The 13,790-nt window shown below is 54.1% G+C and carries 8 protein-coding genes; 6 read left to right on the top strand and 2 right to left on the bottom strand.

The window, feature by feature from the left end; all coding sequences use genetic code 11:
* Positions 1–217: 217 nt before the first annotated feature.
* The 4 genes from AArcSl_RS17310 (at position 218) to AArcSl_RS03270 (ending at position 6,482) form a co-directional block, all read left to right on the top strand.
* Positions 218–712, top strand: a complete 495-nt coding sequence (locus tag AArcSl_RS17310; protein ID WP_245883342.1) for a hypothetical protein — start codon at positions 218–220, stop codon at positions 710–712.
* Positions 709–1,950, top strand: a complete 1,242-nt coding sequence (locus tag AArcSl_RS03280; protein WP_119814984.1) for a PD-(D/E)XK nuclease family protein — start codon at positions 709–711, stop codon at positions 1,948–1,950. The genes AArcSl_RS17310 and AArcSl_RS03280 overlap by 4 nt, the downstream gene beginning before the upstream one ends.
* Positions 1,943–5,497 (top strand): UvrD-helicase domain-containing protein, encoded by a 3,555-nt coding sequence (locus tag AArcSl_RS03275; protein WP_119814981.1) that lies wholly within the window; start codon positions 1,943–1,945, stop codon positions 5,495–5,497. The genes AArcSl_RS03280 and AArcSl_RS03275 overlap by 8 nt, the downstream gene beginning before the upstream one ends.
* A 79-nt stretch (positions 5,498–5,576) precedes the next feature.
* Positions 5,577–6,482 carry a hypothetical protein gene (locus AArcSl_RS03270; RefSeq protein WP_119814978.1) on the top strand — a complete coding sequence of 302 codons (906 nt, stop codon included), beginning with the start codon at positions 5,577–5,579 and terminating at the stop codon, positions 6,480–6,482.
* A 746-nt stretch (positions 6,483–7,228) separates the two neighbouring features.
* Here AArcSl_RS03270 and AArcSl_RS03265 read toward each other — a convergent pair.
* Positions 7,229–8,401, bottom strand: a complete 1,173-nt coding sequence (locus tag AArcSl_RS03265) for a homing endonuclease associated repeat-containing protein (protein ID WP_119814974.1) — start codon at positions 8,399–8,401, stop codon at positions 7,229–7,231.
* 453 nt (positions 8,402–8,854) lie between these two features.
* Between AArcSl_RS03265 and AArcSl_RS03260 the strand changes: the two genes are divergently transcribed.
* Positions 8,855–9,526, top strand: coding sequence for a hypothetical protein (locus tag AArcSl_RS03260; protein ID WP_133412119.1), 672 nt, complete (start codon positions 8,855–8,857; stop codon positions 9,524–9,526).
* A 148-nt stretch (positions 9,527–9,674) separates the two neighbouring features.
* Positions 9,675–10,190 (top strand): hypothetical protein, encoded by a 516-nt coding sequence (locus tag AArcSl_RS03255; RefSeq protein WP_119814968.1) that lies wholly within the window; start codon positions 9,675–9,677, stop codon positions 10,188–10,190.
* Positions 10,191–10,885: 695 nt separating this feature from the next.
* On the opposite strand, the gene AArcSl_RS16605 is transcribed toward AArcSl_RS03255, so the two are convergent.
* Complete coding sequence (locus AArcSl_RS16605; RefSeq protein ID WP_133412118.1) at positions 10,886–13,567, bottom strand: DUF6259 domain-containing protein; 2,682 nt, start codon at positions 13,565–13,567, stop codon at positions 10,886–10,888.
* Between the last annotated feature and the right edge of the window lie 223 nt (positions 13,568–13,790).

Here is a 13,790-nt window from a genome sequence, read left to right as displayed (position 1 = left end):
GGAACTCGTTGTTTCACCGGTCGAACTCCACCAACGGAACGTCCAGCGACGACTACGCGAAGCAAAGCAACCGAAGGACGCTTTCATTTTCGAGGATCCGGTGGGACTGTGTAAACAGGTGCTGGAAGAAGCCGGACGCCCGACCACGACCATCGATCGTATTGACCGTCTTACTCTACTCCGGTCGGTTCTAGAGAGTTCGGATCCCGGAGAACCGATGCAAATCCAACTGCCGTCTGACGCGGCATCACGTGATCCACAACACGTGGAGCAGATCCGGACAGAAGTAGAGACAGCCACGAACTTTCACCCGGAGCGCATTTCGGCCTGGTCGGAGACGGCCGACGCGCTATACAGCCCGATCGACAGAGAGGCCGAGGAGTTCCTCGAAGCCGCGCTTGCCGTGGAAAGACGTCTCCGAGACCGTACGTCGAAGGCGATCTCGGAAACGGAACTGATCCGGCGCGCGACGCGGTCGATCGTGACAACCGACGGAGCAGCTTGGAAAGAAACGTACCCGCAGATCGAACGGCTCACGCTCCTCGGGCTCAGTAGTTTCTCAGCCCCACACACGGACCTCGTACACGGGCTGCTTGAAACGACCGCCATCGAGATCCACGTTCACTTCCGATCCGGAACCGGGGAGTATCTCACGAGTCGCGTCCGTGATCTCCTTTCCGTTGCCGATCCGGGCCTGGAGGTGTTCGAATGACAGCCTCGGACCGGTTCGCACTCTCCCGATCCATCGAGACGCCCGACGTTCCAGCGGTCGAGATTGTCTCGACAACACGCCGAGACGAAGCGCGAAGCGCGATGGCGACGGTAGCTGCACTCCGAGAACGGGACGTTCCGATCCGCGATATCGCCGTCGTCGTCCGGGACCTCGATCCGTACGAGGAGCCGCTGTTTCGGGCGGCGCTCCAGTACGGGATCACACCAGTATTCTGGACACAGCTCCGCGTGACGCGGACTCGTCCGTATGCACTCGTCACAGCAGTCTGTGAGGTACTGGCGAACGATACCCCGGATCTGGAGACATTGACGCGCCCACTCGAACTCCGGTGGTCGCCGAGGCAAGTGACGTCCGAAGCGTGGCCGATCGAACCTGAGGAGTTACATCGATCAACGGATGCACTCTCACAGGAAGCCCGATCGATCTCCGAGTGGGCCGACGTGCTCGAATCAGCCGAAGAGGTGGACGACCGGCTCCGGAAATTCGCGGAGTGGGTCGAGTCCGCACCGTCTCCGGATCCGGAATCGGTCACGTCCCTGCTCGACGACGTCGTCGAAGCGTACGCCGAGCGGGGCCTTCCGGAGACGAAAGCTGCCGACTCGCCGGCGCTACTCGAAACGGAGATCGACGCCCGTGCAGTCGTTCGCGTTCGAACCCTCGTCCGACAGTTACAGCACAAGTTCGCCGATCGGCTCGAAGAAGGGTCGATGGAACGTTCCTGGAGCGACGTCTCTGAACTCGCTGGTGTGATCGCCACGCAGCGTCCTGGTCGCCGAGAACACTCGAACGCGCGTGCGTTGGACATCCTGGAGGCGAACGACATCTGGGCACTCGATGTTCCGTACGTGATCGCGCTCGGACTGACGGCCGACGAGTGGCCACAACCGTCACAGTCAGCACTCCCGCCGGAGTTTCAGGAAGCGCTCCTTCGGGGGGACGGACAGTCGGGAAAGCTCGCACCCCAGCCGGCGTGGGCAGGTGGCCGCGACCGCGACCAGTTCCTCGACACGCTACAGTCGGCGAACCGCTGCGTCGTCGTTACGAGATACACGCAAACGACCGACAACGACGACGTCCCTCGTTCTCCGCTCCTCGACCACCTCGATACACGACAGATCACCGAAGAAGCCCGACAGCGCCTGCTCGGGTGTGAACGGGAACTTCCACCGGAAATACGGGGGTTCGTCGCCGCGGAAACGGAGGGAAACGATGACTGACGATACCGAAGGGGACGACATCGATCCCCTCGTGTTGAAGGATGCACAGCGAGCGATCAGAGAGGCCTACTTCGACCACGAAACCGGATTGTTCACGCTCAACTGCGTTCCCGGGTCCGGGAAATCGGTCGTCGCCCATCACCTCGCTGCCGAGGACATCCTCCGCCGATACGTGGCTGGTGATCCGACACCGGAGCAACACGTTGCGGTGATCTCGTTCAACCGAGACGAGGCAGCAGACATTATTCCGGATGTCTGTGACCGTCTCCGGACGATCGTCGAACACGAACTCGTTCCGGCTGCGTCCGAAGTCTCCGAAGAGGAACTACAGTACCTCCTCCAGCGCGTTCGGCAGGCACCCTACGTTGGGACTATCGACAGCCTGCTACGTGGACTCCTTCAGGAGGTCGCTCACGACGTCGGGTTCGACGAAATGCCGTCGGTCGGAAACGACGCGCTGTTGAAACGGGTTCACCGTGACTGCTACGAGGCTCTCCGGAATGACTCGGAGTACGAACAGCGGGTTCTCGAACTGGAGACTGCGTACCCGGCCGGAGAGTACGACGACAGCGTTGCCGAGATGCTGGAAGCCGCAGTAACGTATTGTCGGGACCAGAGTCTCTCGACCGCGGAGTTCCGGTCGGAGCTGGAGCGGACACGTAACTCGACGTATCCCGACGGGAAGCCCGACTCGTTCGACGACATCGTCCGATCCGTCGAGTGTTTCCACGGCAACGACAACGAGATTGGGGAGAAAGTCCGGGATGCAGTGGAAGGCTCGGATCGGGAACGCCTCGTCGAGGCCGACCGTGAACTGTACGAGGAGTGGTGTGATCGAATCGACGACATCTGTACGCTCCTTTCTGCGTACCGATCCACCTATCGAGCAACCGTCCGAGAGTACGGCGTCGTGTCACACACCGACGTCGCGTACCTCGTAGACGCGTATTTCGATGAGTCGGACGACCGATCTCATCTCCCGGGACCAATTCGCACGATCGACCGCTCACATCGCCGTCGTATCCTTCAGAAGTATCGATCACGGATCCGGAGCCTGGTCATCGACGAGGCTCAGGATGTTTCCGCCATCCAGCACGCAGCACTCTCACACATCGTAACGGCGGATTCGCGCGTATTCGCCTGTGGTGACGTACTCCAGGGGATCTATCTGTGGCGACACGCCGACCCGGCGTGGTTCGACGCCGCAACAACCGACGGTGAGTATCTCGGCGTGGACTGGGACACCCACGAAAACCGGACCGCGACGACGACGTACCGGTGCGTGCCCGACATCGCCGCAGGCATCAACGCAATCGCCGAGCCGATGTTCACCGATCCAGCTCGCGGGGGTATTGGCCACCTTGACACCTCGTACCCACCGTTGGACGCAGCCCGTGAAGGCGACGACAGCCCGGCAATTCATGTCTCTTCGTTCACTGGAGTTGGCCATCCCGGATCGGAGACATGGGCGAACCCCGATTGTGAAGTCGGAGAGGCGAACATGCTGGCGACACATATCTCACGAGGGTTCGCCGACGGAACGTTCTGTGACGAGGACGGTGAGCCGCTGAATGTAACGGTACTGTTCCGACGCGGCACGCGAATGTCCGACTACGAGAACGCGTTCGCTGCAGAAGGACTCCGGGTTCACACCAGGGGTGAGGGGCTGTTCGACTGCCCTGCCGTCGAAACGGTGTTCGCCGTCTGCGACTGGCTGACACGTCCCGGTTCTCCCGAGCGAACGGAAGCACTCCTGACCGAGTCACCGCTGGACGTTGTCGAGGACTCAAACGTGTTCAAGGCCCACTCGTGGGATATCGACCGTGTCCTCGACGACGATGCAGCCGAGTTTACGGAGGCGCAACGACGAACGCTGCGCGAGCTTCGCCGACTCCGAGATCGGAGTGATTTCTTCCAGCGCCACCCAGCCAGCGTGTACGTGGAGGAGATCACGGAAGCTCTCGCATTGAGAGCCGATCCGTACGAGATCGTCGCCGGGACTGATCCTGAACAGCGAGTCGCCAACCTCGATGCGCTCGTCGAAACCCTCACGCAATGGGAGGGAGAAACGCACTACCCACCTAGCGAGCTAACGGATCTCGTACAGCCGTTCCGTGACGATCCTGACGACGGCCCGGCACAACCGAGCACGACGGGAGCCACGTACGACGTCGAGTTCCGAACCGCCCATAGCGCAAAAGGCGATCAAGATGACGTCATCGTTATTGCTGACCCCGGGTTCGACATCTGGTCGCGTGGGGCGCATACTCAGCGGTTCATCACTCAGGGACCGATCGCCGGGATCGCACCACCGACCAACACAAACATACCGTGTGACATCACGATTCCCTCGTTCGATGGGGGGCTGTACGAGAACCCGGGCGGCTGGGACCGTGATACTGGCCTCCGTTGGGCAACAGCTCGATGGCTCGATTCTGTCTCCGATACGGCGAGCTGTGACGAACTCGTCGGCCCTAACCGGCTCCGTCGCGTCGTGTCGGAGGAACGGGCTGAAGCCTGGCGATTACTGTACGTGGCGCTGACCCGTGCGCGGGATCATCTCGTCGTCCCGTTACCTCGCTCCGATCTGGAGGAAGACCAACTACGGGATCGCTGGCTCGACACGATCCGCGATGGGCTCGAATACGACCACCGTGGCACCGACTCATACATACTTGAGATCGACAACTCGGACCCGAACAGGGACGTTATCGAGATTGGAGTCAACGACGCCGACCTGTTCGCGGATTGGTGGCCGACTACCTCCGAGACGCCGAACAACGAAATCTCCAAATCTCCGCCACATCGGGACAGTCTCGAACGCTGGATCCCACGGTTCCTGAACCCCAGTACGATGTACCCGCTGACCGAAACGCTGGACGAGCACACCATCGCGCATTTACTTGGCGAGCCACTCCACACGGACACGAACGACGTTCCCGACGATCTACCGCTTCAGTTCGATCTTCTCGGACCGGAGGAAGTCGGTAGCTGCCTCCACGCCGTCCTCACAGAGCTAGTCGTCCGCGACGTCCCCGAACGGTCCCTCCGAACCGTGGGACCAGAAGTCCGCAGAACGTTCGACGAGGTTCTCACTGCTGCGACACCGAGGGTCGGCGAAGACGAACGCGAGGGGATGTTTACCTTCTTCGAGAGCGTTCTGGAGGACTTCCTCGAATCCGATCTCTGGAGTCTGATCCAGAACCCGGAGACCGAGGTCTCCGTCGAACGACCGATAGACGGTCTCGTAGAAATAGCTGATGTCGAATTTGAGATACACGGTCAGGCGGACTTTGTCGTCGAGTTACCCTCGGGAAAGCGGCACGTGGCCGACGTGAAGATTACACTGACGGATCAAACGCCGGAGTCACGACGTCGGTACGAGCTCCAGGTGACTACGTACTCGTACCTCCTTGAGCAACAGGGAATCTCACCACCGCTCGTAAGTCGAGCCGTGGAGACCCTCGGGGTTGACCGTGACACAATCGAATCAGCGTGGCCGTCGCAGATTGTCGAACGGAGGCTCGCGGCTCTGATTCGACAGTAGCCGTCAGTTATTTCAGGATCCCGGGTTATGGGCGTCGCAACTTTGCGTAGATTTAAAAGATGGATGCAGAACCATCCGTATGGGAGAACGACCACCCTTCGACAAAGCAAAGACCTACGGAATCACTAAACCACAGGCCCGGATTCTCTTTCGAGTTGCCGCCTGGTTCAACGGCGTCTCATACACAGTTCACGGGCAGTTGAGGTCAATCGCCAGCGGCTACGAACCCACACTCCGAGAACTGTGCGGCGAGAATTGGGAACCCGATTGGAGCGACGAACACCAGCAACTAACTGAGCGTGGATTCTTCAAAAGCGCAAAGAGAGGCGAAAACGTCTACCTCGCCGGACGCCGGTGTGCGTGGCTTCCGTCGCAGACCTGTATGGAGGTCATCGAGCACATCTTCTCCAACCAAGACCAGATCTATCCGCCGTGGGTCCTCGACGAACACACGCGGCCGCCGACATTCCGGGATGGTAACGAACTAATGGAACATCGTAAGGGAACACTCGCCGCAGCCTACCTCTTCGGAAACCTCGAACGCGTCAGCAGTGTGGAGATCTACCCGAGAGTAAACCTCCCACAAAGGCCCGATCTTCGGCTGTGGAGCCACGGCGAGCAGCTGGCGCGCGTAGAGGTTTTGACTGACCACCGAAAAACGGAGAGTTGGCGCAACAAATTCGAGCAGTGGCGAGTGAAGGAAGCCGGCCCCACAGTCTGGCTCTTCGAGAACAGGCAGCACATGGTACGGTTTTGGAACCACCTCATCGATCACGGCATCATCACGCTTGACGGCGGTCGCTTCGGCGGTCGGGCATCGAACTGGTCTCCGCGGCGGGTGAACGACCGACTGCAGAGGAGTCGAAAGGGCGCACCGAACTACTCCTCCCATGACGCGGTGTGGACCATTCCGGGAGTTGTCGAAGGCGACCGAGTCGATGCGTTCAGGTTGTTCAAACGTGCAAATATCATTCTTCAATCATAATCTGGGGACAGCCCCTGAATGGGGTCTCTTCCCCACTACATACCACAATAATGTGGAGTGTACACCCCCCGTTTTGACCGGTGACGCATCTGCTCTGATACGGGTGTACGGCCGGGGTGTGCCTGTGTACAGCAGGGGGTCCGACCCTTGTGTACGAGACTGTTCGACTCCGAAAACATCGTACACCCCTTTATGTAAGTATACAGACTAGAACGCAATTGCTGTATAGTCGTGCTGACAGTCGGTCTCACTGACTCAGGGCCCGACACCATTTGTGAAACCGTAGCGCCTACGCCTTCTTCAGTTTCCTTTCAACTCGTACACCTCCCCGCGCTTTTGCACCGTGTCGATGTCGGCGCTACCTTCTCCTCGTCCTTTGAGCCGATTCCTACATTCTCTACAACAGACGGTACATCTGTATCTGTAAGGTTGGCAAGTGTCTTCTTTCCTGGTCAAGTTGCCGAGACTCCTTCAAAAATTCAGTGTGTCATAGATTTGCTCTCAACCGATCAGTAGCGGTGTGTACTGATCGCGGGGGGAACTGCCTGATAAAATGATATTTGTACTGGTATGCAAGATACAACGCGCGAGTTTTGCACTGGGATTGTTTCGATTTGGATTCATATCTTGTCTGGAATGATGTGTATAGACGTTCTACACATCAATTCGGATTCGTTCTTTTCGCCCGGAATTCTCTGGAACGGACGGAAATACTGATACAGTCTGATGGCTAAAGGGTCCCATCCTCAGTCCATCTCCGAAAGCCCGGCAGCTTCGATTGCCGTACTCCACGAACCAAACCGATTGTAGTATGTCGTCGGACTGAAGGAACCGTCCTTTTGCATATCGTCCATCCGGGGGGTTCGACCGAGATCATCAGCAAGGAACTGCAACTCATCGAGGAGTTTCTCAGTCGGGATTTGTCGTGACGGTTCGCGTGACTCGAAGCCAGCGGCTTCAACCGCCTCTCCCCATGATCCAAACTCTTTGCGATACTGATAGATGCTATACGTCCCCATCTCATTCACCCTATCAACCGTAGGCCGGCCATCGGTTTCGGCAGCGATGGTCTGCAGTTCCTCGATGAGTTTCTCTCGGGGCGGTGATTGCGGCGGATCGATTCCGGCCGCTTCGAGAGCCGATTCCCACGAGCCGAAGCGGTTGTAAAAGACACCGACGCTATAGTCACTGTGCTCTTCGATGTCGATGCTCCGTGGCGGGCGTTCGAGTTGGTCTGACAGTCTCTGCAACTCGGTGGTCAGTTCGTCAAGAGATTGTTTTTGGACCCTGCGTCTCTCTAGCCCTGCAGCATCGAGGGCTTCATTCCAGGATCCGAACTCGTTGTTGTACGTTTCTGGGGCGTAGTTGCCCTGATCCTCCATGTCCGTGTATGATGGAGACCGATCGAGGGAGTCGGCCAACCGCTGAAGTTCTGAGATGAGTTCCTCACGTGAGCGTTCTTTCCGACTTTTATGTGGATCGAAACCCGCGGCTGCTACCGCGTTTGACCAGGAATCGAACCGGTTTCGATACGTGGCTGCGCCATATCCTCCATGTTCAGTCATGTCCCCTTCCGATGGGGTTTTCTCAAGCTCTTCACCTACACGCCGAAGTTCGGCGAGCAGTTCGTTATCTGGTATCCGTCGCCCCATTGGTTGTTCGAATCCGGCGCTCGTAATTGCGTTATGCCATGATCCGAACGCATCCATGTAGGCGCCGAGTCCGTGGGAACTGTACTCGTCGAGCTCTTCCGGGAGTGGTACGTGCCCCAGTTCGCTGACAATCGACTGCAATTCCGAAATAAGTGTTTCGCGTGAAGCGTCCATAGGACTTCGATGTATCTTACTGATCTCTTGCAAAGTTAAAGGGCGTTCTTCCAGGAAACTGGCGGTCGGCGTCCTAAAGAAGACATCTTGCATCTACCGGAAGGCGACACGGGTAGTCCTCCATAACGGTGGAACCATCATATGTGATATCCCGTGGACGGTTTCAAGCACCGTCTGAGCTACCTATAATCGATCGAAGGTTAAGCCTGAGCCAGATCAGTCGTTGAACCGATATAAGCCCCACAAAAATGTACTTTCGATGTCGGGGGGTTTTCGTTATCTCCATTAATTCACCTCGTTTTTTGTCAGAGAATTCATAAGTCAGCGGTCAGGCTTAGCGTAATGGGATAAAATACGTCACTAAACACAACTCCCGATACTCAAGAACGGCGTGAACAACCAGCGACAACTCACAAAGACGGCTTGAGATTTCTCTGGTGGGTCAATACAGTATGGGTTTGGGGTATATGAAGGACTGAGCGCGCTCGGGTGGTGCGGTGCGGTTCCGCGCCATGGGCGTGCGTGCAAACGAAGGTGAGAGAACCTATGGAACGACGCAAGTTCGTGATCGGTATGGGATCGCTCGCCGCCGGCGGGGCGGCTGCAATGGGTAGTGGTGCGTTCAGTGCCGCCGAGGTCGAGCGGGCGGTTAACGTTGAAATCACTGATGACTCCGTCAGCCTGCTTGGTCTAGAACCGGGACCGGAGACAGGCGACATCGTAACGACAGAATCGAGACAATATGGAGGGTATGACGCTGATGCAGAAGCGCTTGTAATCGATTTCAGTAACGGCTATAATGGCATGGATACAGGGATTAACGCTGGTTCCACATACCAGCTCGGAACTCCTCCCAAGAATATCGACGAGCCGTCACACTGGGAAGATCGCTTACTCGTGCAGCAGGAGGACGATGTTATTGAAACTGATCACGCATTCAGCATTCGGAATCAAGGCACGCAGAAGCAGAACGTTACCGTTCGATTCGAGGGAGATAATCCTTCGAGGAACCGGAAGGCAAATGTCGGGTTAATCCTCGTCGATTCTGACGGGAACGCCCCCGCAGACACCGACCCCGAAGGTGATGACTATTACGCCGAGGTGTCGATCGAAGACGTCGACCCCGGCGAATCTGTATATGTGGTACTTAGCTTCTACGCCCAAAGCGAAATTCGCCGCAACGACATGAGTGGCGATATAACGATCACCGCTGACTGAGCAGGCAACACAGGTTTATCCCTTATCGGAAGACCACCGGTCTCCGAAACGGGGATGACCTGTATCGAGTCCTGATAACCGGACCTACAGGAGACACACGCGACTCGGAGATCACTTACGCCACGAGGTAAAATTATATCCGCTTCTCATGAACCGACGAACCCTCATCCTACTCCTTGGCGGCACGAGCGCCGGTGCGCTCACGCTCGGTACAGATGCATTCAGCAGTGGAACTGTCGAGCGCGCCGTAAACGCCGAGGTCGGCCCTGACGATGAGTCGCTTGTTGGATATGAGGTGCAGGCGGACGAAAATTCTGACGAAAATCTCCCTGAAGTCGTCGTCACTGCGGGTGAAAACGAGAAGCGATCTTTGGTCTCGATTAAGAACCGCTTCAAAGAGGACGCCGCCATAGAGATTGTGGACGTGAAAGTAGCGACTCAAGACAACGAAGAGCCCAACGTTGTTGATGTCGAGTGGGATGAAGGATCATTCGGCTCCGGCGACTCTGCTGATATTTGTGGGAAAATCGCCTGTGAGGACGAGGGGACCGATATTGTTGAACTCACCGTTACGATTGAAGGTAGTGGCATTACAACAAGCCTGTTTGGCGACACAAACATCCGTCGCTTAGTTGTCCGATGTGAATCGGAAATATCTGCATAATCTCACCAGGGTCTTGCTTCCACAAGAGGTGAGTAAAGAGACCACCGCCAAGATGACATTCAGCGGTTCCTGCAAGTCGAACTGAAACACGACAATCACGGAACCATAGATGTCCAATTCTATGTCGGTAGTAAAATTGGTGCGAACAAAAAGATGTCCGTCAACACGCACCCTTTAGAGTCGGTCGAGACTAATCAAAAAGTGGGTGGAGACAGGTTAAGCAGCGAGTCAATCGTTGTCGTTCGCATTTCTGACTCGGACGCGATTTACTTCCCTCCCAGCTGTAAGTAAGATAACTGTAAATTCATACTATACTGATCATTTCAATACTATCCATGATTCCGGAACTAGTCAGTGTAAGACTTGCTATTTTACCTCACAGCAGGTATTTGATTGATTCTCGATGAAATGGAACAGATCAAGCCAGTCATTGATCTAAAACACACACAAATCAATTTGCATGACTCGGGATCATTAGTTGATGTATTCGCCCCTTGTACACATCAGCGGTCGAATGTCAATTTGAATTTACGAGTCGGGACGAGTGAGGTGTTCAGAGGAGCAATCTATCATTCAACTATTATTATATATAATGCATGTTGGAATAAATGCTCACCAAGAACCTATTCCTAAAGCTGATTTATTTTCAATCGGAAGCTAGTGCCAATGCTTCGCCTTATTCTCCTAGAAAATAGTTAATTTGTATTGTCTTTTTTGTCAATATTTAGTTTACGTTTGAGAAAATATGCAGTTCCTCCAAGTCCAACTAGTGTCTTGCCGATACCGAAACCCGGAACCCTAGTATCACTGTATTCGGGCGTTTGTGATTCATCAAGATCTTCTGAATCGACGGCTTCTTCATCACTTTCTTCTGTGGCCTGATCAATAGCATCTTCTGCTATACTGATTGCTTCATCAAATTCACCATCAACAAACGCACGCTGTGCAGCGATCAACTCAGTTCCCTCTTCGTTCGGTGAGAATTGCTCTTGAGCCTCAACTACGCGGTTAAGAGCAGCATCTCGGTCGTCCGTATTTGGTGCTGCCACCAGCATGACGACATCATTGAAACCGAGTTCCAGCTCAACCTTTCTTGTATCCGCATTATTAAGCCTACTGTACTTTCCATTTCTTATGACATAAAATAGAGGCTCGTCAACCCCCTCAAAAATATGATTGGTTAGCGAAACATATACTGTTTCAGTCTCTTCTGTGATATTTGTTAGTAATACTGCTCTTTCTGTATCTTCAGCGGTTTCCCAGGCTGATGAGTGAATACTTGATGTTATAAAATTCCGTTCTTCACCTTCAGTCTGGTCTCCTATTGTGGCTGTTACTTCTGTTGACGGTGACTCAATTGATACATTCCGAAGTAGTTCTCCACCAGTTAAGAATCGTCTGCCATGAAGAGAGAACAGCCATGCTATTCGTGAGGCATATTCCATCAAGTCCTCATCATACAATTCGTCTTGTTGGAAGTGGTAAGAACGTAGGGCGACTCGGATATTTGGAAGTGCTCCCCATTTTGCTGACCGCGCTAAGGCCAAGCGGAGATACTTCGGTGTTGGTGTGAACGGTTTCGTCTTCAGCCAGTAAGGTAAAATACCACGCATCAAAAGAAAGTCCCCAAACGTGTATTGAGTAAGTGGGATAACCTCAGACTCAAATCCCATAGATCCACGTGTTTCAATGACTACATCTCTGCTATGCTGAATATCCAACTCGCCTAAAAAGTAGTCTGTAATCCCTTCACCGCTAAATAAAATAGTGTCATCAATTTCATGAATTTTCTCTCGTAACTTATTAAATTTGAGCTTACACTCATTTGCCCACCAACTTCCAAAGAGTCCTGGTGGATGCTCATGTGATTCAGCATAACATTCCCGAAATGGTTTATACCAGGGAAATCCATCAATCCATAACTGTTTTGCCCCTTCCTCTACCCAAATCTGTGAGTTTTCTACGATTACATCGTGCCATCCTTTCGAAGTAAAGTGCGGACGGAACGTTTTAATTCCCTGTGAGCTGATATGGCTCTTTTTTGATTGATCGGGATTCCGGCGTACCCAGGTCTCTGCTTCTTCGGGTTGTTCTTTCCAAACATCAGAGGATTCATAGAGGTTTGCAACGTTTGTAATTCCATACGGCAAAATATCGTGATCTTTCAACTCTTCGACAGTCTCCCGAAATGACTCCCAACCTTCTTTTGGAGGAAACCAATCACCGAACCCAATATTTCCATACGTTTGGTAACCCCACCAGTCAAATTGGATGGGCGTACCGAGGCGTTTCCGTGCTTGAATGATTCCCTCTGCAGTCTCAGCAAACGTCAAATCATGCTCGTCGGATTGTTCTTCGCGTTGATAACTTCTCCCTCTGATTGTTGCTCCCCGCTCACGGTACCAATCTGGAACCGAAAGCTCAGATTCCGGCAACATTCCATTATTCCCGAACCATTCACGGTATCTATCAGCAGCGTCATACCAATCTCCTTGGTGAGGACTTAACACCGTATCATATGGGATAGAGATGTCTTCACCAGGCCGCTGTGGTGTTTTATACTCATGGTGAAAGTGTATGTGCTCATCACCCGTCCATTGTGATGCCCAGGTAAACTCTTTCATGTGCCCACCAGTGTCTTGGGCCGAAAAGTAGAATCCACCATTTGGGTTGGTGTATGCTGTAAACTGCATCGTCCCGAATCCTGACGGATACCGAACAGCGTATCTGTGACTCAGTGGAATGGGATTTTCGACCCGACGACCCATCCTAATCGGGGCAACAATCGCATCCGTGCCGTTTGAATCAAGTTCGGTAATATTAGTGATATGGGGGCATCGAACCCCACGAATAGCTACAGAAGCATTGTTCTCTATGTCAACGGTCCAATACAGAGTGGGTTCTTCAGCGAAGATCGTCGTAGTCACCGTTACGACACCAGTAAACATCTCTTGGTAGCTCTCGTCTTCATGTGTCCTGATTGGGACATCAACATCCCACGAAAGTTGGACCTGTGCCATATCCGATTGCTGAGATGTTTGAATATTTGGCTCACCACTTAGCCAAGATTGAGTTGAAAGATGGTCAAATTCTGGATGGTAAAACGTAAGTTCCCAAATTCCGGCGGGTGCGGGTCCGTCTGGATCACGAAGGTAGGTGTTTGTCTGGTGTGCTTCAATTTGTTTGATGCCACCGTTTTCTCGCTTAAATTCTACGCCGATGAACTCATTAGATAACGTGACATCATTAGAGTCTTTATTGACGGTGACTCCGGGTTCTTGTCCGCCTCCAATCCCAGTGAATTGTGATAACGCGATAATCCCCCCGATACTCTGCAGAAGACATCTACGTGGAGGGTGAACCGGATCGTCTAACATGATCCGATCATTCCTTGGCAATCTTAAATAAATTATGTCGGAGGGATCTTCAGAAGTTATCTATACGAACCCTACAGCTATCGCTCTATTCACGAGACGATCGCTGGACGCGGGCGGCCTCAGCCCGCGTCCAGCTGGCTGTAGGTTGTCGGGATGCCGACACCGTTGGTCGGCGCTTCCCATTTCCGGCGTAACGTCTCGTCGAGAGCGTGATCAACCCACT

This window comes from Halalkaliarchaeum desulfuricum, assembly GCF_002952775.1.
In the GTDB taxonomy this organism is placed as follows: Archaea; Halobacteriota; Halobacteria; order Halobacteriales; family Haloferacaceae; genus Halalkaliarchaeum; species Halalkaliarchaeum desulfuricum.
This window is presented reverse-complemented; position numbering and strand designations above follow the sequence as displayed.

Excerpts from the sequence above, each read along its gene's own strand:
- AArcSl_RS03255 (WP_119814968.1), top strand. The coding sequence starts at position 9,675 with ATGAACCGACGAACCCTCATCCTACTCCTTGGCGGCACGAGCGCCGGT.
- AArcSl_RS03275 (WP_119814981.1), top strand. The coding sequence starts at position 1,943 with ATGACTGACGATACCGAAGGGGACGACATCGATCCCCTCGTGTTGAAG.
- AArcSl_RS03260 (WP_133412119.1), top strand. The coding sequence starts at position 8,855 with ATGGAACGACGCAAGTTCGTGATCGGTATGGGATCGCTCGCCGCCGGC.
- AArcSl_RS03280 (WP_119814984.1), top strand. The coding sequence starts at position 709 with ATGACAGCCTCGGACCGGTTCGCACTCTCCCGATCCATCGAGACGCCC.
- AArcSl_RS17310 (WP_245883342.1), top strand. The coding sequence starts at position 218 with ATGCAAATCCAACTGCCGTCTGACGCGGCATCACGTGATCCACAACAC.
- AArcSl_RS16605 (WP_133412118.1), bottom strand. The coding sequence starts at position 13,567 with ATGTTAGACGATCCGGTTCACCCTCCACGTAGATGTCTTCTGCAGAGT.
- AArcSl_RS03270 (WP_119814978.1), top strand. The coding sequence starts at position 5,577 with ATGGGAGAACGACCACCCTTCGACAAAGCAAAGACCTACGGAATCACT.
- AArcSl_RS03265 (WP_119814974.1), bottom strand. The coding sequence starts at position 8,401 with ATGCAAGATGTCTTCTTTAGGACGCCGACCGCCAGTTTCCTGGAAGAA.